Genomic DNA, 20,831 nt, shown 5'->3' with positions numbered 1-20,831 from the left:
AGCGCAACAATATAGCAAAAACGCGGTGGACTAACAGTTTTTCACGCAACAATGCGCGGGCTTTCGCCAGAGAGCATGGCGCAAAAAGGGTTAACGCCAGGTTAGCCGTTCTTGCGGGCGGCCTTCTTGCGAAGCTTGACCTTACGCCCTTTCGACGCCCCGACCTTGCGCCGCGCCGGTGGTTTGACCCGTCCCCGGCTCTGGCCGCGCCGACGCCCCTGGGCCGGCGCTTTGCCGTCATGCTCCAGCAGTTCCAGGATCAATCCGCCGGTCACCGGCACCGCCTCAGAGAGCTTCACCAGCACCCTATCGCCGATCCCGATCATCGTGCCGGTATCCGCGCCCATCAGGGTCTGCGCCTCGGCATCGAAGTGGAAATACTCCTGCCCCAGGGCCCGCATCGGCAAGAGGCCATCGGCCCCGGTCTCGTCCAGCTTCACGAACACACCGAACCGCGCGATGCCCGAGATCCGCCCGCCAAACTCTGCCCCCACCCGGTCCGACAGATAAGCCGCCAGATAGCGGTCCGAGGTATCGCGCTCGGCCACCATGGACCGCCGCTCGGTGCTTGAAATCAGCTTGGCGGTCTCTTCCAGCCGTTCGATTTCGCCCGCCGACAGCCCGTCTTTTTGTGACGTGGACCCCCACCCATGGGCGCTGATCAGCGCGCGGTGCACGACCAGATCGGCATAGCGCCGAATAGGCGAGGTGAAATGCGCGTAGCTTTTCAGGGCAAGGCCGAAGTGGCCGAAATTCTCCGGGTTGTAATAGGCCTGCTGCATCGAGCGCAGGGTGGAGATCGAGATCAGCTCTGCCACATCCTCCCCCGCCGCGCGCAGCAGGTCGTTCAGGTGCCGGGTCTGCAACACCTGCCCCTTGGCCAGCGTCAGCCCCGCGCTGTCGGCAACCTCTCGCAGGGCTTCCAGCTTTTCGGGCGAGGGTTCCTCATGGACGCGGAACAGCAGGGGCGTGCGCTTGGCGATCAGCGTTTCTGCCGCCGCGACATTGGCGAGCACCATGAATTCTTCGATCAGGCGGTGGGCATCGAGGCGGTCCTTGAACGCGACGGAGGTTACCTCCCCCCGGTCGTCCAGCTCGATCCGCCGCTCCGGCAGGTCCAGCTCCAACGGCTGCCGCTTGGCCCGCGCGATCTTGAGGCTTTCATAAGCTGCGAAGAGAGGGCGAATAACGCCCTCGAGGAGGGGTTCGGTCCGGGCGCTGACATCGCCATCCTGGGCGGCCTGCGCCTCCTCATAACTCAGCGAGGCGGGGGAGGTCATCAGCCCCCGGTGGAAGGCATGCCCCACCTTCTGCCCCTGCGCGTCAATCACCATCCGCACCGCAATCACCGCGCGCGGCACCCCTTCGTGGAGCGAGCACAGATCGCCCGACAGCCGATCCGGCAGCATAGGCACGACACGGTCGGGGAAATACGTCGAATTCCCCCGCTTGCGCGCCTCTCGGTCGAGCGCAGAATCCGGCGTCACATAATGGGCCACGTCGGCAATCGCGACCCAGATCACATGGCCGCCCTTGTTCTTCGGATCCTCATCGGCGTGGGCATAACAGGCGTCGTCATGGTCCCGCGCATCGGACGGGTCGATGGTGATCAGCGGCAGATCGCGCAGATCCTCTCGCCCCTTCAGGCCTGCGGGCTTGGCGGCATCGGCCTGGGCGATGACGGCATTCGGGAAACTATCCGGAATACCGTGTTCATGAATTGCGATCAGCGACACCGCCCGCGCGGCACCGGGATCGCCAACGCGGGCCGTGATCCTAGCGCGCGGCGCGCCCATGCGCGCTTTCGGCCCGGCCAGCTCTCCCTCGACCAGCTCTCCGTCCTTGGCCCCAAAGGTGTCGCCCGCACGCACCTGCCATTCCTTGTCCGTTCCCTTGGAGATCGGCGTGATCGTCCCGCCGTCATCCTCCTTGCGGAAGATCCCCAGGATCTTGCGCGGGTTGGTGCCGATCTTGCGGATCAGCTTGGCGGTGTAATGGTGGTCCTCCCCCTGCACCTCGAACAGCTTGGCCAGAATGCGGTCACCCTGCCCCACGGCCGGATCCGCCGTGCGCGGGGTATATAGAACGCGCGGCTCCGCCCCCTCGCCGTGCCACTCCAACGGACGCGCGAAGAGATCACCGTTCTCGTCCGGCGCCTGGACCTGCAGGATCGTGACTGGCGGCAGCTTGTTGGGGTCGCGGTAGATACGGCCCTTCTTCTCCAGATGCCCGTCGGCCTGAAGCTCTTTCAGGATGCGTTTCAGATCAATCCGTGCGGCACCCTTGATGCCGAACGCCTTGGCGATGTCCCGCTTGGACCGGCGACCGGGGTTGTCGTTGATCCACGCGAGGATCTGCTCTTTGGAGGGGATGCTGCTCATGGGAGGGGCGTATCATGGGCGGGGGGGGGCGTCATCGGGCAATTCGACCGGAGGCGCGTGGCGGAGAGGATGGGGTTGAGTTGTATTTGGCAAGATGAAGGGGGGAGCGGCGTGCCCGGATCGGCACCGCTGCGAGGAGACCCGAAAGGGTCGAGGAGGGGCGGCGCGCTTAGTCGGCGAAGTAGTCCTGCAGGACGCGCATGTAGACGCGCTTGAGGTCGTGGATATCGCTGATCCGCACCCGTTCATCCACCTGGTGCATTCGGTGGCCCACGAGGCCGAATTCCACCACGGGGCAGTGGTTCTTGACGAAACGCGCATCCGACGTACCGCCGGTGGTCGACATCTCGGGCACCCGCCCCGTTTCAGCTGTCACGGCTTTGGCCACGAGGGTCGAGAGGTCGCCCGGCGGGGTCAGGAAGCTTTCGCCGCTGAGTTTGGTGGTCATCTGGATGGTCGTGCCGGTTTCCGCCGCCACGCGGTCGGCCTCGGATCGGAGCCAGGCCGTGAGGCTTTCGCCGGAATGCAGATCGTTGAACCGCAGGTTCACCGTCATTTTGGTGCGCGCGGGGATGACGTTGTTGGCGGGGTTGCCGGTGTCGATGGTGGTGATCGCACAGGTGGAGGGATCGAAGTGATCCGTCCCCTCATCCAGCACATGGGTCGACAGGCGGTGCCCCAGAAGGGCGACGGCGGGCAGCGGGTTGATCACCTTGTGCAGATAGGCGGAGTGGCCCTGTTTGCCGATGACCTCGAAGAACGCGGTCAGCGCGCCGCGGCGGCCGATCTTCATCATATCGCCCATCTGTTCGGGGCACGTCGGCTCCCCCACGATGCAGACGTCCACGCGTTCGCCCACCTTATCCATCCAATCCAGCAGTGCGATGGTGCCGTCGGTGCTTTCGCCCTCCTCATCGCCGGTGATCGCCAGCACCACGGCCCCGTCGGGCGGCGTGTTGCGCACGAAATCGATTGCCGCCGCCGCGAAGGCCGCCACGCCTGACTTCATGTCCGTGGCCCCGCGTCCGTACATCCAGTCGCCGTCCATCTCGGCCCCAAACGGCGGGTAGCTCCAGGCCGCCTCATCGCCCACCGGCACCACATCGGTGTGGCCGTTGAACCCAAACGCACGGCCATTTCCGCGCGTCCCCCAGCGGGCGTAGAGGTTGGCAGTGCCGCCCCGGTCCACCCGCGTGCAGTCAAATCCGGCCTCTGACAACAGCTCGTCCAGCAGGACCAAAGCCCCCCCTTCCAGCGGCGTGACAGAGTTGCAGCGGATCAAGGCTGCCGTAAGGGCAACGGGATCGACAGGAGATTGTGACATGAAATCCTCGGGATACACGATATGGTAGGACGCATCCTATCGGCGTGGCCGAAGGACCACAATGCGGCGGGAAGATGGCTCAAACGAGCAGAAAATTGGAATTATCCACAGGCTCCGTGTTAACGAAGTCGCAATAAAACAACGCCGAGGCAGGCAAGCGGACGCACCAAAAAACCAGCGCCGCGATTGAGCAGAGTAATGAGTAACCGTCACGGGAAGCGCTTGGGTCATGCCCGAGCCGCAATGCCTGTGTGCCGTATCGTGTATGCCGAACCTCGGCCCGAAAGGGTGACGGCAAGACATGGCGACGGGAAACGAACTTCCGATCAATGAAAACGCGACGGCGCTTCAGATGGCCAACACGATCTTTGGCCCGGGCGTTACCGTCAACAATGCCACCTATTCGGGGTGGAGCCAGTCCTCGGGCATCTACACCAACGGCAACACGGTCGCCCCCGGGGTCACGCCGTCGGATACCGGCGTCATCCTGTCGACGGGCCGCGCCAACAACATCACACAGTCCAACGGCGATCCGAACCGGTCTGGCAGCACTTCCACCAATACGCCCGGCCAGTCCAACAACTCGGACTTCAACGCGGCCGCCGGCACCAACACCTATGACGCCAGCTTTCTGGACATCAACTTCACCCCGACGACCGATTTTGTGACCATGCAGTTCACCTTCTCGTCCGAGGAATATCCAGAATACACCGGCTCCATCTACAACGACATCTTCGGGGTCTGGGTGAACGGCAACCTTGTGACGTCGCCGATTGTGAACGTGACGCAGATCAACTCGGTCAACCAATCGGCCAATGCGACGCTATTCAACAACAACACCAACGACGACTTCAACACCGAGATGGACGGCTTCACCGTCACGCTGACCCTGGTCATGCCGGTCAACGCCAACCAGCCCAACGACATCAGAATCGGCATCGCCGATGTGGGCGACAGCTCCTACGATTCCAACGTGCTGATTGCGGCGGATTCGATCCAGGGTGAGTTCATCGCCCAAGCGGATTCGCTGACCCATTATGAGGGTGTGACCTCCGTTCTGGATGTGCTGGCCAACGATCCGAATAGCGGCGGCCTGGCCTTCATCACCCATATCAATGGCGTGCGTGTTGAGCTCGGCGAAAGCGTCACGCTGTCGGATGGCACCATCGTGACGCTGCTGCCCTCGGGTGAGTTGCAGATCGATCCGCCCGCCACCCAGACCGAGCTAACGGCAAACGAGACGATCAACTTCACCTATACCGTCGATAACGGCAACGGCATCACCGACACCGCCTTTGTCACGGTCACGGCCATTCCCTGCTTCGTGCGCGGCACGATGATATTGACCGAAGACGGCGAAAAGCCGGTCGAAGACCTCGTCGCCGGTGACAGGATCGAAACACGCGACAATGGCCTTCAGCCGATCCGCTGGATCGGGTCGCGCAAGGTTGCCGCCGAGGGTCGTTTTGCCCCCATCGCCATTGAGGCCGGCACCTTCGGGATGCACCGTCGCCTTGTCGTCTCGCCCCAACACCGGGTGATGCTGACCCATTGGATGGCCGAGCTGATGTTCGGTGAGGATGAGGTGCTGATCGCCGCGAAGGATCTGGTCAATGAATGCTCTGTCCGCGTGCTGGAAGGCGGCGAGGTGGAGTATTTCCACCTGCTGTTCGACCAACACCAGATCATTTTCTCCGAAGGTCTGGCCACGGAAAGCTTCCTGCCCGGCCCCACGGTGATGAACGACCTGGACGCCGAGGTTCAGGAAGAAGTGCTGGCGCTTTTCCCCGACATCGACCCCACCACCATGGATGGCTACGGCCCCGCCGCCCGCCTGCCGCTGCGCGCCTTTGAGGCGCGGGCGATGTTGGCATAGGGCGGACGCACCCATGACATGGCAAGCGATATGGAGCGACAGGCGCGTCTACCGATCCCCGCCCACGGCATGTGACACGCCGCTCCGCGCCATGACCCTGTGGTTGGAGCTGATCTGCCCCCGCCGCCCCACACCGCGCCGGGGCCGAGGCGTCGCGCGCGACATCCCCCTGCGCCTTTGGCAGGGCGCGACCGAGGGCGACAGTGCGATCTGCATCTACCTGATGCCCGACGGTGCCGTCCGCCTGCTCCACGGTGAGATTGACCTTTGCACCACCCCCGGCACCTTGAGCGCCGGAGAGACCCTGGGCCTGCGCTACGTCGCCTGCGCCGAGGGGCGGGCGGATGTGTTTGAAGTCACCAACCACGATCAGAACCGGGTGCAGGTCCTGCGCTCGGGCCTTGCGAAACAGGCGACCCTGCGGGATGCGCTGCCCCGCGCCGAGGGGTTTCTGACCGTCGCCCATGTGGCCGCCGTCGCCTCCAGCGCCGTGTCGGCGACTGACCTTCCCGGCGTGGAAAGCGGCGCGCTTGTTTCCACCGTGCAGGGCCCGCGGCCCGTGGACGCCCTGCGCCCGGGCGATGAGCTGTTGGACGAAGAAGGCGCCCCGCATCCCCTGCGCTGGATCGAGGCGCGGCCCCGCCTGTGCCTGGGACGCACGGCCCCAATCTGCCTGCGCGCGCCCTACTTCGGGCTGACGCGGGACCTTGTGGTGACGCCGCAAACCCGGCTGCTGCAGACCGGACCGGTGGTGGATTACCTCTGCGGCACCGACGCGGTCCTAGCCTGCGCCGCCGACCTCGCCACCGGGCGCGCCGTGATGCGGGACCGCACCAAGCCGATGCGGATGTTCTACCACATGATGCTGGATGATCCGGCCTGCATCCGGATCGAAAACGCGCCGATGGAAACCGCGCATCTGGGCGATGTCATGGCCCTGGGCGATCAACAGATCAGCCAATCGGCCAGCCCGATTTTGGCGGACACTTTGCCGTCCTTGCCATTGCTGGATCGCGCTGCCGCGCGGGCACTTGTCACGGCCCACGCGCGGGCGGCCTAGGCCTCTGCAGGGTCCGGCCCGTCGTCGTAGAACGGCGTCATCTGTACCACGATAACCGAATTCTCCGCCCGGGCGCGCGCCATCAGGTCCCGCTCTTCTTCGCTGATCTCATCGCCCTGGGCTTCGCGTTCCTTGAGGCTGCCGTACCCCGTCACATCCAGCGGCGCGAGGTCGGCTTGCTTGAGCACCGCAACGGTCTCGCGCACCGCCTCGGCCTCATCCACGCCGGAGGCAAAGCACAACAGCCCCGCACCGGTCGCCTTTTTGGGCAGGCCGTCGTTGTCCTTGCGGCCGACTTCCACCAGAAGCGTGAACACCTCGTGGACGGCTTTGGGCTTCTTCGGTTTCTTCTGATCATTCTCTGCCATCCCGCGCGGATGGCGCAGGAGGGCTGTCTGAGTCAAGCCGCCTTACCGCCGCCCAAGGAAATCCTGGCCGACCTCGCCCATGAAACAGCGGGGGAAGAAGGGGAAAGTGTCCGTCGCGTAGTAGACGTAGTGCCCATCCTCCAGGCGACCGTTGCATTCATCCAGATCGCCGGAGCCTTCGACAAATTCGTAATCCTGCACATAGGTGCCATCAAACACGCCGCCGGGGCCCGAGGCGCGATCGCCGTGCCGCAACTGCCACGACGATTGCACTGCCGCCCCGGCATAGTGGATTTCGAACCCATCGGCGGCATAGCCGAACAGCGTGCCCTCAAGCTCGCTTACCACGGCAGAGGGGATCCCGTGGTAGTGATACATCCCGTCGCCATCGACGTGGGCATTCTGCGCGTCCATGATCAGCCCACCCATGCCTTCCACGTTCCAGCCCGAGGACCTGTCACGGGAATAGCCCCGGTCGCTTTCGGCGTCGTAATACTCCGCCGTGCCCGGACGAAGCGGAATGCCGGTCAACGTGATGCCCGAGACACGGACATCTTGCCGGATCGTGCCGGTCAATTCGGGGGTGGCGTCCATGCAATAGAGGTGGCTCTGCGGCTCGACCATCGCGCCCGCGCGCCAGGGGCCCGCGTCGTGACCCGGGATGCCGTTGGACGCGATGCAACGGATGTCATCTTCGACCGTCATTGTCACATGCTCATGGGCCTGGGCGGGGATCGCCAGGGCGGTGGCGATCAGGGCCGTCAGGAGGAGGGCGCGGATCATGGCGTGGGTCCTTTCGTGTTACCTGAAGGTTCCACGCACTCCCCGCTTCGTTCCGTCGCGAAAATCCTTACCGCCCGCGCAGCATCCGCAGCACGCCGATCAGGATGCAGGCGCCCACGAAGGCCACGAACCCCTGCATCAACCAACCGCCCGAGGTCGTGAGGCCGATCAACCCAAAGAGGAAATTGGCCACCACGGCGCCGACGATCCCGAGGATCACATTCATGATGATCCCAGTCCGCGCGCCCATGAAGCGGCTGGCGATCCAACCGGCGAGGCCGCCGACAAGAATGGCTGCGAGAATTCCGAGACCTTGCATGGGGTTCTCCTTCAGAAGCGGGGTTTGTGGGGAGAACCTACCTCAGGACCGGGCAGATTGGGAGAGGGCGGAGGGGGGCCAGCCCCCCGTGCGCATCCCAAGGGATGCACCCTCCCCCCGGAGTTTTCCGGGCAAGATGAAAGCGCGATCAGTCGCGCAGCAACTCGTTGATGGAGGTTTTGGAGCGGGTCTGGGCGTCCACCCGCTTGACGATGACGGCACAGTAGAGGTTCACGCCGTTTTTCGACGGCATGGAGCCCGCCACCACGACCGAGCCTGCGGGCACTTCGCCGTAGCTGACGGTGCCGGTTTCACGGTCCACGATCTTGGTGGATTGGCCGATGAAGACGCCCATGCCAAGGACCGAGCCCTCGCGGACAATGCAGCCTTCAACCACCTCGGAGCGCGCGCCGATGAAGCAATCATCCTCGATAATCGTGGGGCCAGCCTGCATCGGCTCCAACACGCCGCCGATGCCGACCCCGCCCGAGAGGTGGACGTTCTTGCCGATCTGCGCGCAGGAGCCGACGGTGGCCCAGGTGTCGACCATGGTGCCGCTGTCGACATAGGCGCCGAGGTTCACGAAGGAGGGCATCAGCACCACGCCCGGCGCGATGTAGGCGGAGCGGCGCACGACGCAGTTGGGCACGGCGCGGAAGCCCGCGGCGCCCCATTCGTTCTCACCCCAGGAGGCCCATTTGCTGTCGACCTTGTCCCACCAGCTGCCGCCCTGGGCGGAGCCGCCCTGAAGCTCCATATCCTTGAGGCGGAAGCCAAGCAGCACCGCCTTCTTGGCCCATTGGTTCACGTGCCAGTCGCCGCTGTCCTGCTTCTCGGCCACGCGCAGGGTGCCGCTGTCCAGCGCGGTCAACGTATCCTCAATCGCCTCGCGGGTTTCGCCTGTTGTGGCGGGCGTGATCTGATCACGGGCCTCCCAGGCGGCTTCGATGGCGGTCTCGAGTTGGGCGTTGGACATGGGACTTCCCTTCAGCAATAGCGGCGTTCGGGGCGGCTATAGCGGTGAACGCCTGCAAAGGCCACTGGGCAATCGGTGATGGTACGTGTTCGCCGGGGCCGCTAGGCTTGGGCGAACCAACAGACAGAGGCCCTGATGAAAGACGAACGCAAACCCTTCCGGAATGCCAGCCAAGACCGCAGCGCGGTCGCGCATTTGCCGAACACGCCGCAGGCGCAATCGCCGTCGTATCGGCTGGCCTTTGCGGATGAGGACTTTCTGTGCCGCGATGAGCTGCGTCCGGTACGGTTGCAGTTGGAGCTGCTCAAGCCCGAGATGGGGCTGGATGAGCGGGGGATTAACTCCACCATCGTTCTGTTCGGGGGCGCCCGCATTCCGCGGCCCGAGGACCGGGAGGGCGCGCGCAGTGATGCGCTGCGGGATATGTCGAAATACTACGAGGAAGCGCGGGAGTTTGCGCGGGTGATCACCGAACGCTCCGTCGGGACGGGCTGTACGGAGAACGTCGTCGTCACCGGCGGCGGGCCTGGCGTGATGGAGGCGGGCAACCGGGGCGCGATGGATGCAGGCGGCTGCTCCATCGGCCTCAACATCGTGCTGCCGCACGAGCAGGAGCCGAACCACTACGTCACGCCGGAGCTGTGCTTCAACTTCCACTACTTCGCGATCCGCAAGATGCACTTCCTGATGCGGGCCAAGGCGATCGCGGTCTTCCCTGGCGGGTTCGGGACGATGGATGAGACGTTTGAGGCGCTGACGCTGATCCAGACCGGACGGATGGAGCAGGTGCCGGTGCTGCTGTTCGGAGAGGACTTCTGGCGCGAGATCATCAACTGGGACGGGCTGGTGCGGGCGGGCACGATTTCAGCCGATGATCTGAACCTGTTCCGCTTCGTGGAGACGGCCCAGGACGCGCTGGATGTGATCGATAATTGGACGCTGTCGGGCAAACGCGGAGAGATTCCGGGGCGGTGAGCGGGGGTGCTCAAGCTTGAGCAGGGTCTTAAGATACTGAAATACAACGATAATCACTGTGAACAGTTTCCGCGTTAACCTTTTGGCGGCCCCGAGACATGGCCCGGGGCCCTGCCCTTCCGTCAGTAGCGGATGGCGAAATTCACGCTGACGCTTGTGGCGTCCAGGTTGATGTCGGGCGACAGGCTGAAATCCTCGAACCGCTGGCGGTTCACCTCGACCCCGACGGACGCATATTCACCGGTCTGATAATCCAGCCCGAGCCCGTAGAACGACCCCGGCGAGATATTGTCGCCGTTGATCGTATTGCGAAAGACGATGCGCGCGTAGCCCGCCGTGGCGTAGGGCAGGAAACGACCGAAGGCATAGCCGACCTCTGCGCCCGCGCGGATGAGGCCGATGTCTGACCCGTCCGAGGCGCCTGCCCCCAAGGCGGTCAGCGTCGTCTCGACATCGCCGCCGACATAATCAAGCTCTCCACCGACAACGAAGGAATTGAACTGATGGCGGTAGCCGATGAAGGTGCCGCCGATCTCTCCCTCAATCTCGCCGCCGATCAGCGGGGTGCGGTCATCGGTGAACTCGCTGTCGGGGAAGAACTCGACCTGGCCGCCAAAGTAGACGCCCTGCCAATCTGAAAGGGCGGGGCCGGTGACTTGGGCTTGGGCAGGGCTGGAGAGGGCCATCAACGCGATGGCACAAAGAATGCGGTTCATTTTTTGAACTCCGAATTATGCTCGACGTTTTTTTGATCTTGCGGCGAGTCTACAGGCTGGCCCGGCCCGTGTCAGCGCGCGCGCCCATTCCCCCACCGCCTGTGGCGGTCGGGGCACGTTTTTGTTGCTGGAAAGGCACTTAGGACCCGAAGGCGTTAACCTTTGGCATCCGCCCGCAGGGGCAGATGCCCGGAAATCAGGCAGACCGCGTTAGAGCGCGCTGAGCAGGCTGACGCATTGGTTGGGCATATTGCCAAGCGGCACGCGCATCCCCCGGGGCGGTGTGGCGGGCGGCGGCGTCGTGTCCGGCGGGCCGGGGGGCGGCGGGTTGAGGATGCGCGCGGCGCGGTCGTAGGCCTCTTGGCAGCCATCGCCCTGGGGCAGCGGCTGGTTCTGGCAATTGCGGTCGCCGCGCGGGCATTGGAGCCGCACGTGGAAATGGTAGTGGTGGCCGTTGGCGGGCCGAATATGGCTGAGCCAACTGCGGTCGCCGGTCACGTTTTCGCATAGCCAGACCTTCACGCCGGTGGTCACGAAGATCCGCGCGGTGCGCGGGTCACTGGCGGCGAGGCGCAGCACCTCGGCATGGTCCGCCGTCCAGTTGCCATTGACCGAGGCGCCCCGCTGCGCGCGCACGGAGATGGAGGAGAGGTTTTCGCGTTCATCCACGCTGAGGTTCAGGCGGTCGGGCGGCAGCATCCAGATATCGACGTCGATGCCGGACTGGTGACTGGCATGGCCGGTCAGCATCGGGCCGCCGCGGGGCTGTGCCATGTCACCGACATAGAGCCCCGGCCAGGAGGTATTGCGCGCCACATCGGCGCTGAGGGTTTCGATGTAATCAAGAAGCTCGGTATGGCCCCAGTTGCGGTCCCGCGACAGGCGCATCGCCTGCCAGGTCGGCCCCGTTTCGGGCAGCTCAACGCCGCCCGCGAGGCAACCGTTGGAGTAGAAGCCGATGGCCTCACTTTGCCCGCCGCTTCCGGTGGTCTCGGCCCCGAAATACTGCCGCGCTTCGCTGCTGGACAAGGTGGCGTCCAATTGGGCCGTGGGGCCGCCGCCTGTGCCGCAGGCCGCGAGGAACAACATGGCAAAGGGAAATAGGCGTTTCATAACGACGTCTCCGATAATCACTTGGGGCGTTTTGGGGCCAAAACGGCCCCGCCTTGTTCTACTTTAACCGTCACGCCCCTCCGGTGTCTATTCATCGCGCCCCTTCGGGGCTTTATTCATTGCGCCCCTCTGGGGCGGCTACTCATTGCGCCCCTCCGGGGCGACCCAAATCAGCAGCACCAGCCCAATCGCGAACAACACCACAAGCGGCAGGACCCCGACCTGTTGGCTGCCCGAGAGCTGCGTCACCAGCCCGATGGAGAGCGGCGCGATGAAGGACGTGGCTTTGCCCGCCAGCGCGTAGAGGCCGAATGCCTCGGTCATGCGGTCCGGGTAGGCCTGGCGGACCAGCATGGTGCGCGAGGAGGATTGCAGCGCGCCGCCGCAGGCCCCGATGAACGCGCCGAGGATGTAGAAGGCGATATCGGGCGCGGAGGAGTCGGGCGCGACGGGGACGCCCAGCACGCTGTCGCGGCTGACGAAGACGACGGCCAGCGCCACGAAGCTGAGGAGCAGGACGTTGACCACGATTACCGGTTTCGGGCCGAAGCGCCCGTCGGCGCGCCCGCCCAGCCACGAGAAGAACGCGCCGGTGAGGATGGCGAGGATGCCGAAGATGCCGACGTCCACAACGCTCCACCCCAACACGCCCGAGGCGTAGATGCCGCCGAAGACATACATGCCGTTGAGCGCGTCGCGGTAGAACATCGACGAGGCGAGGTAGGCCAGCAGGGGTTTCTCGGACGGCAGGCGGCGCAGGGTTTTGATCAGCGCAGGCAGGGCGCCGCGCAGGGCGCGGCCCATGGGGACGGCGCCCGGTTGCGGCGTGTCGCGCACCCAGAGAAAGAAGGGGATCATGCCGATGGCAAACCAGATCGCCGTGAGGGGGCCGACGGCGCGGGTGCCTTCACGGGTGGCGGCGTCGAGGCCCAGGATCGGGTCCATGCCCAGAAGGGTTTTCCCGGTCTCGGCATTCTCGGCGAAGAAGAACAGCATCAGGACCAGGGCGACGAGGCCGCCGACGTAGCCCCAGGCAAAGCCCGAGCCCGAGATGCGCCCGATCTCTTCGCGGTTGCCGAGGGTGGGCAGCATGGCGTTGGTGAAGATCGTGGCGAACTCCATCCCGATGAGGCCGATGGCGAAGAGGATCAGGGTCAGCAGCAGGTTGAAATCCCCCGGCGCGGCCCACCAAAGCCCGTAGGCGCCGACGACATACATGGCCGAGAAGAGGTAGATGAACGGCATCCGCCGCCCCGAAAGATCCGCCATCGCGCCCAGGAACGGGGCGGAGATGGCAATCAGGAAGCCCGCCGCGCCGACGCCGTAGCCCCAGGCCGTTTGGGCCTGGGTGCCGTCGCCCAGCAGCTCATTCACATAAGGGCCGAAGATGAAGGTCAGCAGCAGCGTGTTGTAGGGCTGGCTCGCCCAGTCAAACGCCCACCAGCCCCAGATGCGTTTGCGGGTGTTCGTAGCGGCAGGGGCGGGCGCGGTGTTCATGGCGCAACCTTCCAGCGCGGGGCCGCGTTTGTCCATCACCAAGCGCTGCGATCAGACCTCGGGCGGCCAGGGTCGTGTCCCGTCGGCCTCAGCCCAGTTCTGCGCCCAGGGCGGCAAGGCGGGGCTGTCGCCCTCCACCCCCAGGGCCTGGGCGACATCTTCGACGGGGGCGAGGCGGCCCTTGGCGGTCACGCCGGTGCGCAAAAGCGCGTGGTTGCAGGGCGTGTCGCCGCGCCACATCGATTGCTCCAGATAAAAGAACCGCTCGTCCCAGCCCAGAAACCGCGTCCGCATCTCAAACTTCTGGAACGTCGTGATCCGGGAGCGGTAGCGCACGGTGGAGCCCGCCACGACAAGCCCCCACTTCTGGTCCTGCAGGACATCCGCCAAGCCGATGCGGATCGCCAGCGCAAAGCGGCCGAGATCAAAGAGCGTCAGGATGCGGCCGTTGTTCATCTCCAGGAACATGTCGATATCGACCGGCAGGCAGGTCATCGACATCGCGTGCGTGTCATAAAGACCCATCTTCGGCAGACGGCGTTCGCGCAGCACAAGGGCGCCAAATCTGAGGTAGGGATACATGAAAGATGCATCGCGCGCGCAGCGCCGGGGTGCAAGAGGGCCGTCGCGTCAAATTGTGGGGCCTATGCAGAGATATCGGAGGGCTCTGGGGCTTCCCCGCTTGCAGCCCAAGGGCCACGGCCCTATCTGGCAGGGAACACTCACGAACGCGGACGAAAAGCCCATGACCTCAATTTTCCAGATCCTGATGCTTCTGATCGGCGTCGTGAAGTTCATCGTGATCGCCCACATCATCATGTCGTGGCTGATCAACTTTGGCGTCTTGAACATGGCGCAGCCGATTGTGGCGCAGATCTGGGACGGGCTGAACCGCCTGCTGCAACCGATCTACGACCCGATCCGCCGCTTCCTGCCCAACATGGGCGGCCTCGACCTTGCGCCGCTTGTGGTGATCCTGGGCGTCTACGCGGTCGAAATCATCCTGCGCAACAACGTGGCGTTCTTCCTTTAGACCGGGCCTTGCGCCGGGGTTGTCCTAGTTCAGGTGATCCGCGGCAAAGGCCGCCTCCGCGCCCCAAACCTCCAGCACCCGCGCATCGCGCCCGCAGGCGGTGCGGTAAAGGTCATAGGCCACGGATTTCCGGCGCGGGCCAAACCGGGTCAGGATGATCTCGTTCGAGCGGTAGTAATCCTGGTGGTACGCCTCTGCCGCGTAGAACGGCGCGGCGTCGCGGATTGGGGTGACGATGGATTGGCCCAACAGCCTTTCCGCCTCGGCAATCGCGCCGCGCGCGATGTCCCGCTCCTGCGCGTCGTCGGTGAAAATCGCCGTGGTGTAGCTTTCGCCCCGGTCACAGAACTGCCCGCCCGCATCCAGCGGGTCGATGGAGCGCAGGAACAGATGCACCAAGGTCGCATAGGGCAGCACCTCGGCGTCATAGGTGATCTCGGCCACCTCCAGATGGCCGGTCCCGCCGCGCACCACGTCGCGATACTCCGGGTTGGGCACCGAGCCGCCAGCGAAGCCCGAGACGACCTCGATCACGCCCGCGACCCGCTCAAAATCGCTTTCGACGCACCAGAAGCAGCCGCCCGCCACGACGGCGGTGCGGATGTCCTGCGCATGGGCGCGGCTGCCGTGCAGCACGAAGCCCGCGAGGATCGCCATGGACAGGGTGAAGACCTTGACGGATTCGCGAATGGGGTTTCTGGGCATGGGAACCTCCGACATGTTTGTCCAACGCTCCCCAACCCGCGCTTGCATTGCAAGCGTTGCGGGTGTGATCTCACGTGGAAATGAACGGAGGTGACAATGCGCATTGCCATGTGGTCGGGGCCCCGCAACCTGTCGACGGCCCTGATGTATGCCTTTGGCAACCGCGCCGATTGCGAGGCCTGGGATGAGCCGTTCTATGCCGCCTATCTGGCGGTGTCGGGCGCCGATCACCCGATGCGCGCGGCCTGCCTGGCCGCGCAGCCGCCCGATCCCTTCGCCGTGGTCGAGCGGGTTCTGGCCACAACCGCCAAGCCGCACCAATACCTGAAACTGATGACCCACCACATGCTGCCGGGCTTCCCGCTGGACTGGGCCGAGGGCGTCAGCAATGTGCACCTGATCCGCCACCCCGCGCGGGTCATCGCCAGCTATGCCAACAAGCGAGACACGATGACGCTGGAGGACATCGGCTTTGCCCAGGCCACTACGATTTACGAGGCCCTGCCCGGCCCGATCATCGACAGCGCCGACATCCGCAGAGCGCCCGAGGCCATGCTGCGCGCGCTCTGCGCCGCCATCGGCCTGCCCTACGACCCCGCGATGCTGGCGTGGGCTGCAGGCCCCAAACCCTTCGACGGCGCCTGGGCGCCCCATTGGTACGATGCCGTCCACCGCTCTACCGGGTTTGCCGCCGCCGAGGGGCCTTTGCCGAAGGTCGCGCTGCAGCATCAAGGCCTGTTGGGTGCGGCCTTGCCGATCTATCAAACGATGCATGCCCAAAGGGTGCACCCAGGGAGCTGATCCATGTCTGTCGGTCTACTGTTGCTGATCCTCTACGTTCCGGGCTTCATCCTGATCACCTATCTCTATGGGCGCAGAACGAAGGCGAACCTCTGGCAGGACCTCAAGGACTCCTACCGTGGCCCCGACTACAAGCATACCAACGCATTCTGGAGCACCCATTGGCGTTTGACGCTGAGCCTTGGGGCCTATGCCGCCGTCGTCTACATTGTCCTTTGGATCATCGGCGCTTGGCTGTGATGTCAAGCTTGCGGCAAGCCCTATTGAATGGTGCCTTGCGGTGGCCGCCGGGCGCGCGCGCTGACCTTTTCATCTCGAATGCCCGTGTCGTGCTGGTCCAGGCCCGCGAGGTCATGGAGGGCTGGCAGGTGGCGGTCAATCAGGGCCGCTTCGCCTATGTCGGCCCCGATGCATGAGCCCGATGCATGAGAAAGTGTTAGCCAATGCCCTTCCTATCTATGAGTGTCTTCGGAAACACGCTTTGAGGACTTACGATCCAAGCAAATGAATTTGGGAGACGCTTTGGCGATCGGAGCCTTCCTCGGGACGGCCTTGGCCATTTACCTGTACTTCCGGATCCGCGGGGAGAACATGTGGTCCGATTGGCGCGATGCCGATAACGAAGCGGGCTACAGATTTGCCCATTTGGCGTTCTGGCGCAAACACTGGCGGCTTTTGATCATCCTGGCGGTCTATTTCGCGGCATACTACGTTGTTGGGCGGTGGCTGGTGGAGGTCCTTTGAGCGCGTAGGGATTGATTCACACGGTTATCGAAACGTCACTTGCAGGCGCATTGCACCTGCGCCAAACTGGGACATGGAAGCAAACACCCCCACATTCCCGAGCTGGCAGGATGTCGCCAGCGATCTCGTCGCGGTGGCCGCCGGGCGCGCGCCCGCTGATCTTGTCATCTCGAACGCCCGTGTCGTGCTGGTCCAGACGCGGGAGGTCATGGAGGGCTGGCAGGTGGCGGTCAAACAGGGCCGCTTCGCCTATGTCGGCCCCGATGCGTCGCACTGCATTGGCCCCGATACGGTCGTGGAGGATCTGGCGGGCCGCTACCTGATCCCGGGCCTTTGCGACGGGCATATGCATATCGAGAGCGGGATGCTGACGCCCGCCGAGTTCACCCGCGCCGTGATCCCCCATGGCACCACGTCGATGTTCACTGACCCCCACGAAATCGCCAATGTCTTTGGCCTGCGCGGGGTGCGCCTGATGCATGACGAGGCGTTGATGCAGCCGGTCAACGTGTTCACCCAGATGCCCTCCTGCGCGCCGTCGGCGCCGGGGTTGGAGACGACGGGGTACGAGATTGGGCCCGATGACGTGAGCGAGGCGATGGCATGGCCCGGGATCGTGGGCCTGGGCGAGATGATGAACTTCCCCGGCGTGGTGAATGGCTCGCAACAGATGTTGGCCGAGATTGCGGCAACGCAAGCGGCGGGCAAGACGGTGGGCGGGCATTATGCCTCCCCCGATCTGGGGCCTGCCTTTCACGCCTATGCCGCGGGCGGTCCGGCGGATGATCACGAGGGCACGAGTGAGACCGACGCCATGGCGCGGATGCGGCAGGGGATGCGGGCGATGATCCGCCTCGGCTCTGCCTGGTACGACATTGAAAGCCAGATCACCGCGATCACCGAGCGAGGGTTGGACCCGCGCAACATGATCATCTGCACCGACGATTGCTTTGCCAAAACGCTGGTGGAGGACGGCCACATGAACCGCGCCGTGCGCCATGCGATCGACTGCAGCTGTGATCCGCTGGTGGCGCTGCAGATGGCCACGATCAACACCGCGACGCACTTCGGGCTGGAGCGCGAGATTGGCCAGATCGCGCCGGGCCGGCGGGCGGATATGATCGTGACAGGCGATTTGCGGGGGCTGCCGATTGAGGTGGTCTACGGGCGCGGTGTGAAAGTGGCGGAGGGGGGTGACTGCCTCGCCGAGTGTCCCCACCTGGACTGGCCCGAAGACACGCGGCAATCGGTGCACCTGGGCCGAACGCTGGCCGCACCGGATTTCGAAATCCGGTCCACCGCCCCGCAGGTGCGCGCCAATGTCATTGGCGTAGTAGAGAACCAGGCGCCCACCAAGGCGCTGGTGATGGACCTGCCGGTGCGGGGCGGCATCGTGGAACCGGACGGCATCGCCCAGATCGCGCTGGTGGAACGGCACCGGGGCACCGGTGGTGTGACGAACGCGTTCGTCAGCGGCTTTGGCTATGGGCCGGGCATGGCGATGGCCTCCACCGTCGCACATGACAGCCACCACATGATCGTCGTGGGCACGGACCGCGCCATGATGGCGCGGGCGGCCAATCGATTGGCCGCGGTCGGCGGCGGTGTCACGCTGTGGCAGGACGGCGCGGAACGCGCGCTGGTGGAACTGCCGATCGCGGGCCTGATGTCGGACCGTCCGGCCACGGAGGTCGCCGCGAAGGTCACGCAGTTGGTGGAGGCGATGCAGGCGGCGGGCTGCACGCTCAACAACGCCTATATGCAGCATTCGCTGCTGGCCCTTGTGGTGATCCCGGAACTACGCATTTCGGACCTCGGCCTTGTCGATGTGCGCAGTTTCCAGCTGACGCCCGTGATCCCATGAGCTTCGCTGCCGATATCCGCGCGGCCCTGCCCCCCGCGCTGCATTTGCCCGATGCCATCGCCCGGACGATGGACTGGTTGGAGGTCCAGGGCCACCGCGGCACCTTCACCCATGGGGGGGAGCCGTTCCTTGGCCTCTATCCGCCCGACCTGCGCGATGCCCCCGGTGCCAGTTTCGTGCTGTTCCACTATGAGGCGGGCCCCCCGTTCCACGAGCCGCCCAACGAGGTCACGGCCCGCGTCGCCTCCATCGCAATAATCGCAGGCGACGGCGGCACCCTTGCCCTTTGGGCGGACGCCGCGGACAGGCAGCACATCGTGGTCTTCAACCACGGCATTCCCCATGTGCTGACCTCTGATCCGCTGGTCGCCCTGCAATTCCTCGCCATCGGCTACTCGGAACCCGGCGCGCTGACGGACCCTACCCTGACGGCAGAGGAGCAAGCCGCCCAAGATATGGCGGAGCCGCCGCTGCTGCCCCAGGCCTACCGCGCTTTCCTTGAAAGCACGTTCAACGTCGCGCTGCCCTCGCGCGCCTCTGATCTCGGGATCTCCATCCCGCCAGACACCGCGCCGGACCCGATCCGCGATTGGCTCGACCAAATGATGCCCGAGCCGGATCCCACGACAATTCCCGGCATGACCGCCGAGAACCCCTATATAATGACAGCAGAGCTTCGCGAGGCCCTGGGCGACGAAGGCGTCGCCATCCTGCGCGAAAGCTATCCACATGTAATCGAGGAAGAATGAACACGCACCCCATACTCCACGTCTCATCGCCTGATCAGGGCGAACCCCAGGCCTTCGAGGACGCCGCCGCCGCCGTCGCCTACCTGCAAAGGCTCTACACGGAAGCGACGCAATTCCTGTGTGACCGCTTCGCCGGGACCCTGACCAACGGCGCGCCCGAGGGCACGCGCTACCGCGCCTTCTACCCGGAAATCCGCATGCGCACGACGTCCTTTGCCGCCGTCGACAGCCGCCTGAGCTTCGGTCACGTGTCCGAGCCCGGGACCTATGCCACGACGATCACCCGGCCGGATCTTTTCGCGAACTACCTGACCCAGCAGATCGACCTGATCCTGAAGAACCACGGCGTCAGCGTCTTTATCGGCCCCTCTTTGACGCCGATGCCGGTCCATTTTGCTGTCGCCAATGACACCACCATTACCGTGCCCCAGGAAGGCGCGGGGGATTTCATCCTGCGCGATGTCTTCGATGTGCCCGATCTGGCGACCACCAATGACGACATCGCCAACGGGCTGGACTTCACCTACGAGGACGGCGCGCAGCCGCTGGCGCCGTTCACCGCGCAGCGCATTGATTATTCGCTGGCGCGTCTGGCCCATTACACCGCCACCGACCCGGCCCATTTCCAGAACCACGTGCTGTTCACCAACTACCAGTTCTACGTGGACGAGTTCGAGGCCTATGCCCGCGCGCAACTGGCTGATCCGGATAGCGGTTACACTAGCTTCGTGGCCACCGGGAATACGGTCATCTCTGACCCCGAGACGCCGATCACGGCGCCCGCGAAGATGCCGCAGATGCCGACGTATCACCTGACCCGCGACGACGGGAACGGGATCACGCTGGTCAACATCGGGGTCGGCCCGTCGAACGCCAAGACCGCCACGGATCACATCGCCGTCCTGCGCCCCCACGCCTGGCTGATGGTCGGCCATTGCGCGGGCCTGCGCAATTCGCAGCGGTTGGGCGACTTCGTGCTGGCCCATGCCTACCTGCGCGAAGACAAGGTGCTGGATGATGATCTGCCCATCTGGGTGCCCGTCCCGGCGCTGGCCGAGATTCAGGTCGCGCTGGAGACCGCCGTGGCCGGGGTGACAAAACTGGAAGGGTTCGAGCTGAAACGGATCATGCGCACCGGCACCGTGGCCAGCTTCGACAACCGCAATTGGGAGCTGCGCGACCAGACCGGGCCGGTGCAGCGTCTGTCGCAATCACGCGCCGTGGCGCTGGACATGGAAAGTGCGACGATTGCCGCCAACGGCTTCCGCTTTCGGGTGCCCTACGGCACGCTTCTGTGCGTGTCAGACAAGCCGCTGCACGGGGAATTGAAGCTGCCCGGCATGGCCTCGGACTTCTACAAGGACCAGGTTTCGCGGCATTTGCAGATTGGAATTCGCGCGATGGAGCACCTGCGCGGGATGCCCCTGGCACGGCTACACAGCAGGAAATTGCGCTCTTTTCAGGAAACGGCATTCCTTTAACGGCAGAAAAACGCCCGTTTGCCCCTGTTTTTCAAGGAAATCGCCTTTTGATCCGTTGTGTGGCCC

The 20,831-nt window shown here is 64.6% G+C and carries 22 protein-coding genes; 11 read left to right on the top strand and 11 right to left on the bottom strand.

Annotation, left to right across the window (positions count from 1 at the left end):
- Positions 1-101 precede the first annotated feature (101 nt).
- Both rnr and dapE read right to left on the bottom strand, forming a co-directional pair.
- On the bottom strand, positions 102-2,381 hold the full coding sequence (gene rnr / locus AC6I9R_RS01795; protein WP_461426814.1) for a ribonuclease R: 2,280 nt from the start codon (positions 2,379-2,381) through the stop codon (positions 102-104).
- 169 nt (positions 2,382-2,550) lie between these two features.
- Positions 2,551-3,705 (bottom strand): succinyl-diaminopimelate desuccinylase, encoded by a 1,155-nt coding sequence (gene dapE, locus AC6I9R_RS01790; RefSeq protein WP_461426815.1) that lies wholly within the window; start codon positions 3,703-3,705, stop codon positions 2,551-2,553.
- Positions 3,706-4,006: 301 nt separating this feature from the next.
- Here dapE and AC6I9R_RS01785 point away from each other — a divergent pair, with 301 nt between their 5' ends.
- Positions 4,007-5,581, top strand: a complete 1,575-nt coding sequence (locus tag AC6I9R_RS01785) for a Hint domain-containing protein (protein ID WP_461426816.1) — start codon at positions 4,007-4,009, stop codon at positions 5,579-5,581.
- A 13-nt stretch (positions 5,582-5,594) separates the two neighbouring features.
- Positions 5,595-6,641, top strand: coding sequence for a Hint domain-containing protein (locus AC6I9R_RS01780; RefSeq protein WP_461426817.1), 1,047 nt, complete (start codon positions 5,595-5,597; stop codon positions 6,639-6,641).
- Here the strand turns inward: AC6I9R_RS01780 and AC6I9R_RS01775 are convergent.
- The 4 genes from AC6I9R_RS01775 to dapD all read right to left on the bottom strand — a co-directional run bounded on the left by AC6I9R_RS01775 (position 6,638) and on the right by dapD (position 9,087).
- Positions 6,638-7,009 carry a DUF8846 family protein gene (locus tag AC6I9R_RS01775; RefSeq protein WP_461426818.1) on the bottom strand — a complete coding sequence of 124 codons (372 nt, stop codon included), beginning with the start codon at positions 7,007-7,009 and terminating at the stop codon, positions 6,638-6,640. The genes AC6I9R_RS01780 and AC6I9R_RS01775 overlap by 4 nt on opposite strands.
- A 42-nt stretch (positions 7,010-7,051) precedes the next feature.
- The gene (locus tag AC6I9R_RS01770; protein WP_461426820.1) at positions 7,052-7,792 is read right to left on the bottom strand and encodes a YHYH protein; all 741 of its coding nucleotides are present in this window, start codon (positions 7,790-7,792) and stop codon (positions 7,052-7,054) included.
- A 67-nt stretch (positions 7,793-7,859) separates the two neighbouring features.
- Positions 7,860-8,111 (bottom strand): GlsB/YeaQ/YmgE family stress response membrane protein, encoded by a 252-nt coding sequence (locus AC6I9R_RS01765; RefSeq protein WP_461426821.1) that lies wholly within the window; start codon positions 8,109-8,111, stop codon positions 7,860-7,862.
- A gap of 148 nt (positions 8,112-8,259) precedes the next feature.
- Positions 8,260-9,087 (bottom strand): 2,3,4,5-tetrahydropyridine-2,6-dicarboxylate N-succinyltransferase, encoded by an 828-nt coding sequence (gene dapD, locus AC6I9R_RS01760; protein ID WP_461426822.1) that lies wholly within the window; start codon positions 9,085-9,087, stop codon positions 8,260-8,262.
- A gap of 135 nt (positions 9,088-9,222) precedes the next feature.
- Between dapD and AC6I9R_RS01755 the strand changes: the two genes are divergently transcribed.
- A complete protein-coding gene (locus AC6I9R_RS01755) occupies positions 9,223-10,062 on the top strand; it encodes an LOG family protein (RefSeq protein ID WP_461426823.1) in 840 nt (279 codons plus the stop codon).
- A 122-nt stretch (positions 10,063-10,184) separates the two neighbouring features.
- Here AC6I9R_RS01755 and AC6I9R_RS01750 read toward each other — a convergent pair whose 3' ends face one another.
- The 4 genes from AC6I9R_RS01750 to AC6I9R_RS01735 form a co-directional block, all read right to left on the bottom strand.
- A complete protein-coding gene (locus AC6I9R_RS01750) occupies positions 10,185-10,778 on the bottom strand; it encodes an outer membrane protein (protein WP_461426824.1) in 594 nt (197 codons plus the stop codon).
- Between the two features lie 210 nt (positions 10,779-10,988).
- Positions 10,989-11,891 carry a penicillin-insensitive murein endopeptidase gene (gene mepA, locus AC6I9R_RS01745; RefSeq protein WP_461426825.1) on the bottom strand — a complete coding sequence of 301 codons (903 nt, stop codon included), beginning with the start codon at positions 11,889-11,891 and terminating at the stop codon, positions 10,989-10,991.
- Positions 11,892-12,029: 138 nt separating this feature from the next.
- Entirely contained in the window at positions 12,030-13,388 is a 1,359-nt protein-coding gene (locus tag AC6I9R_RS01740) for an MFS transporter (RefSeq protein WP_461426826.1), read from the bottom strand.
- Between the two features lie 51 nt (positions 13,389-13,439).
- Complete coding sequence (locus AC6I9R_RS01735) at positions 13,440-13,970, bottom strand: acyl-CoA thioesterase (protein WP_461426827.1); 531 nt, start codon at positions 13,968-13,970, stop codon at positions 13,440-13,442.
- Positions 13,971-14,133: 163 nt separating this feature from the next.
- Between AC6I9R_RS01735 and AC6I9R_RS01730 the strand changes: the two genes are divergently transcribed.
- On the top strand, positions 14,134-14,421 hold the full coding sequence (locus tag AC6I9R_RS01730) for a YggT family protein (protein ID WP_461426828.1): 288 nt from the start codon (positions 14,134-14,136) through the stop codon (positions 14,419-14,421).
- A 24-nt stretch (positions 14,422-14,445) separates the two neighbouring features.
- Here the strand turns inward: AC6I9R_RS01730 and msrA are convergent, their stop codons facing one another.
- Positions 14,446-15,126: a peptide-methionine (S)-S-oxide reductase MsrA gene (gene msrA, locus AC6I9R_RS01725; RefSeq protein ID WP_461426829.1), complete on the bottom strand. Its 681-nt coding sequence runs from the start codon at positions 15,124-15,126 to the stop codon at positions 14,446-14,448.
- A gap of 96 nt (positions 15,127-15,222) precedes the next feature.
- Between msrA and AC6I9R_RS01720 the strand changes: the two genes are divergently transcribed.
- From AC6I9R_RS01720 to AC6I9R_RS01690, 7 genes are all read left to right on the top strand, one after another.
- Complete coding sequence (locus AC6I9R_RS01720; protein ID WP_461426830.1) at positions 15,223-15,927, top strand: sulfotransferase-like domain-containing protein; 705 nt, start codon at positions 15,223-15,225, stop codon at positions 15,925-15,927.
- Between the two features lie 3 nt (positions 15,928-15,930).
- Positions 15,931-16,167 (top strand): hypothetical protein, encoded by a 237-nt coding sequence (locus AC6I9R_RS01715; RefSeq protein WP_461426831.1) that lies wholly within the window; start codon positions 15,931-15,933, stop codon positions 16,165-16,167.
- Positions 16,168-16,202: 35 nt separating this feature from the next.
- A complete protein-coding gene (locus AC6I9R_RS01710; RefSeq protein ID WP_461427084.1) occupies positions 16,203-16,343 on the top strand; it encodes a hypothetical protein in 141 nt (46 codons plus the stop codon).
- Between the two features lie 88 nt (positions 16,344-16,431).
- Positions 16,432-16,671 carry a hypothetical protein gene (locus AC6I9R_RS01705; RefSeq protein WP_461426832.1) on the top strand — a complete coding sequence of 80 codons (240 nt, stop codon included), beginning with the start codon at positions 16,432-16,434 and terminating at the stop codon, positions 16,669-16,671.
- A gap of 73 nt (positions 16,672-16,744) precedes the next feature.
- Positions 16,745-18,535 (top strand): adenine deaminase, encoded by a 1,791-nt coding sequence (locus tag AC6I9R_RS01700; protein WP_461426833.1) that lies wholly within the window; start codon positions 16,745-16,747, stop codon positions 18,533-18,535.
- Positions 18,532-19,284, top strand: a complete 753-nt coding sequence (locus AC6I9R_RS01695; RefSeq protein WP_461426834.1) for a hypothetical protein — start codon at positions 18,532-18,534, stop codon at positions 19,282-19,284. Before AC6I9R_RS01700 ends, AC6I9R_RS01695 begins: the two co-directional genes overlap by 4 nt.
- Positions 19,281-20,765, top strand: coding sequence for an AMP nucleosidase (locus AC6I9R_RS01690; RefSeq protein ID WP_461426835.1), 1,485 nt, complete (start codon positions 19,281-19,283; stop codon positions 20,763-20,765). Before AC6I9R_RS01695 ends, AC6I9R_RS01690 begins: the two co-directional genes overlap by 4 nt.
- Positions 20,766-20,831: the final 66 nt, after the last annotated feature.

It is taken from the genome of Gymnodinialimonas sp. (assembly GCF_059726805.1).
Note: the sequence above shows the minus strand (reverse complement) of the source record. Positions and strands in the feature narration are given on the sequence as shown.

Excerpts from the sequence above, each read along its gene's own strand:
- AC6I9R_RS01775 (WP_461426818.1), bottom strand. The coding sequence starts at position 7,009 with ATGGCAGAGAATGATCAGAAGAAACCGAAGAAGCCCAAAGCCGTCCAC.
- dapE (WP_461426815.1), bottom strand. The coding sequence starts at position 3,705 with ATGTCACAATCTCCTGTCGATCCCGTTGCCCTTACGGCAGCCTTGATC.
- rnr (WP_461426814.1), bottom strand. The coding sequence starts at position 2,381 with ATGAGCAGCATCCCCTCCAAAGAGCAGATCCTCGCGTGGATCAACGAC.
- AC6I9R_RS01755 (WP_461426823.1), top strand. The coding sequence starts at position 9,223 with ATGAAAGACGAACGCAAACCCTTCCGGAATGCCAGCCAAGACCGCAGC.
- AC6I9R_RS01735 (WP_461426827.1), bottom strand. The coding sequence starts at position 13,970 with ATGTATCCCTACCTCAGATTTGGCGCCCTTGTGCTGCGCGAACGCCGT.
- AC6I9R_RS01695 (WP_461426834.1), top strand. The coding sequence starts at position 18,532 with ATGAGCTTCGCTGCCGATATCCGCGCGGCCCTGCCCCCCGCGCTGCAT.
- AC6I9R_RS01780 (WP_461426817.1), top strand. The coding sequence starts at position 5,595 with ATGACATGGCAAGCGATATGGAGCGACAGGCGCGTCTACCGATCCCCG.
- AC6I9R_RS01705 (WP_461426832.1), top strand. The coding sequence starts at position 16,432 with ATGAATTTGGGAGACGCTTTGGCGATCGGAGCCTTCCTCGGGACGGCC.
- AC6I9R_RS01740 (WP_461426826.1), bottom strand. The coding sequence starts at position 13,388 with ATGAACACCGCGCCCGCCCCTGCCGCTACGAACACCCGCAAACGCATC.
- AC6I9R_RS01700 (WP_461426833.1), top strand. The coding sequence starts at position 16,745 with ATGGAAGCAAACACCCCCACATTCCCGAGCTGGCAGGATGTCGCCAGC.
- AC6I9R_RS01750 (WP_461426824.1), bottom strand. The coding sequence starts at position 10,778 with ATGAACCGCATTCTTTGTGCCATCGCGTTGATGGCCCTCTCCAGCCCT.
- dapD (WP_461426822.1), bottom strand. The coding sequence starts at position 9,087 with ATGTCCAACGCCCAACTCGAGACCGCCATCGAAGCCGCCTGGGAGGCC.
- AC6I9R_RS01720 (WP_461426830.1), top strand. The coding sequence starts at position 15,223 with ATGCGCATTGCCATGTGGTCGGGGCCCCGCAACCTGTCGACGGCCCTG.
- AC6I9R_RS01785 (WP_461426816.1), top strand. The coding sequence starts at position 4,007 with ATGGCGACGGGAAACGAACTTCCGATCAATGAAAACGCGACGGCGCTT.
- mepA (WP_461426825.1), bottom strand. The coding sequence starts at position 11,891 with ATGAAACGCCTATTTCCCTTTGCCATGTTGTTCCTCGCGGCCTGCGGC.
- AC6I9R_RS01770 (WP_461426820.1), bottom strand. The coding sequence starts at position 7,792 with ATGATCCGCGCCCTCCTCCTGACGGCCCTGATCGCCACCGCCCTGGCG.
- AC6I9R_RS01730 (WP_461426828.1), top strand. The coding sequence starts at position 14,134 with ATGACCTCAATTTTCCAGATCCTGATGCTTCTGATCGGCGTCGTGAAG.
- AC6I9R_RS01690 (WP_461426835.1), top strand. The coding sequence starts at position 19,281 with ATGAACACGCACCCCATACTCCACGTCTCATCGCCTGATCAGGGCGAA.
- msrA (WP_461426829.1), bottom strand. The coding sequence starts at position 15,126 with ATGCCCAGAAACCCCATTCGCGAATCCGTCAAGGTCTTCACCCTGTCC.
- AC6I9R_RS01765 (WP_461426821.1), bottom strand. The coding sequence starts at position 8,111 with ATGCAAGGTCTCGGAATTCTCGCAGCCATTCTTGTCGGCGGCCTCGCC.
- AC6I9R_RS01715 (WP_461426831.1), top strand. The coding sequence starts at position 15,931 with ATGTCTGTCGGTCTACTGTTGCTGATCCTCTACGTTCCGGGCTTCATC.